We start from the raw sequence: 1,808 nt of genomic DNA, 5'->3' as shown, positions 1-1,808 counted from the left end.
CCGAGCGGTGTATTACTGTTCGTCTCATTTGACGCTTCACATGTAATGCAGAATGAACAGGAGAATGATCGTTAAATTGGTTATTATATCCAATTTATTAGTTAAGGGATGAAAAAACGACCTCTCAGATTCTTCTCTAACGAAAGATAAGGAGATTCCGAATACGTTTGAGTCTCGAAAGTCCAAGAGTGCACATTCAAGGAGATAAGAGGGGGAAAAGTTGGATAGAGAAGTTTTTAGGGAGCAAGGGATATACATCAGTAAGAATAGGTGCCAACAAGTAAAGTATATAAAATTTCACGTACCTTAATTAAAATATATCCTTCACAAAAAGACATAAGTATTGCTTCTTCTCTCCTTTTTCCGATACAATAGCTATATACTTTCTTTGCCCATTCCCCCGAAAAAGGGGACTAACAAAAAAGATAGAATATGAAATAAGAAAGGGGACTCACTTTATGACGCAACCTTTAGTGAATTTGCGAGTCGATTATGCTTTCAAGCAATTATTTGGGGTACAAGGACAAGAGGACTTATTGATTTCTTTCTTAAATGCGATCTTGCATGAGTCATTATCTACACCGATTATATCGTTAACACTTGAAGATCCCCATATTCATAAAGAATATGAAGAAGATAAATTATCCATATTAGATATATTAGCTACCCTTCAAGATAAGACCAAGGTAAATGTGGAAATTCAATTACGAAATACACAAGAAATCGTCAAACGTTCCCTCTATTATTGGAGTAAACTGTATACATCTCAATTAGAGCAAGGTATGCCTTACCGTTCTTTGCGAAAAACCATTACCATCAATCTATTAGATTTTAAACTCTTTCCTCATCATGATGATATGCATACAGTCGGACAGTTTTGGAGCAAGCAACAGAATGATGTACTTCTCGACGATTTAGAAATCCATTTTATTGAGATTCCAAAATTACTAAAACAATGGCGAGAAGAAAAAATTAACCCGTGGGAAAATGAATTTGCTCGTTGGTTACTTTTATTACCAGCGCATGCAGATGCACATTTGACCCACACATTGGAGGACATCGCTATGAAGCAAGATCCGGTGTTACAAAAGGCCATCCACAAATGGGAAAATATGAGTCAGAGCAGTTCATTCCGCCTCGCATATGAAGCTCGGGAAAAAGTATTATTTGATGAACAAGCGAAATTAGCACATGCTCGTGAGGTTGGTATAGAAGAAGGAATGGAAAAAGGGAAGCAAGTGGGAAAAGAAGAAGGGCTTCAAGAGGGAATGGAAAAAGGCATGGAAAAGGGAAAATTAGCCGAAAGAGAGCAATTAATCCGTGGCATGCATAAAAACGGCATGGATATCGAAGATATTGCGAAGTTTACGAATATGGACCTGTCGGATATACGCCATATTTTGGAACAATAACAGAGAGACATCCCATCGCATGGGATGTCTCTCTGTTATTGACTGAATATTCAGGAATATTTAGGGGTATTTCTCCCTTACTAAACAATCGATTGTACTGTTCCTGTATACTTTGGAGTTATAACCTTAGTCCTTTTGCCAATGGTGTCATCATGCGGTCTTGTTGTAAGTTTAGTGGTATATGGTGGTATAAGCATTCCGAATTTCTATTAAAATATCCGCAATTCGTTTACCCTTTTTCAAAATCATGTGGTCCTTTATATATCCATCTATACATTGTCCTAATTCTTGATTTAACATTACTTCTATTTCACCGCTGTCTTGTATTTTACTTGTTAACCAAGTGGGTTGCTTACTTAACGAGCAATACAATTGTAACGTTTCAGCTAAAGATGT

At 36.8% G+C, this 1,808-nt stretch carries 2 protein-coding genes; one reads left to right on the top strand and one right to left on the bottom strand.

Going from position 1 to position 1,808, the window contains the following annotated elements; translation table 11 throughout:
- Positions 1 to 458: 458 nt before the first annotated feature.
- Positions 459 to 1,412, top strand: coding sequence for an Rpn family recombination-promoting nuclease/putative transposase (locus ACODS7_RS31755; protein WP_243168492.1), 954 nt, complete (start codon positions 459 to 461; stop codon positions 1,410 to 1,412).
- A gap of 171 nt (positions 1,413 to 1,583) precedes the next feature.
- Here ACODS7_RS31755 and ACODS7_RS31750 read toward each other — a convergent pair.
- A partial coding sequence (locus ACODS7_RS31750) for a hypothetical protein (RefSeq protein ID WP_488828544.1) occupies positions 1,584 to 1,808 on the bottom strand: 225 nt, incomplete at its 5' end.

It is taken from the genome of Bacillus sp. FG16 (assembly GCF_057809515.1).
Note: the sequence above shows the minus strand (reverse complement) of the source record. Positions and strands in the feature narration are given on the sequence as shown.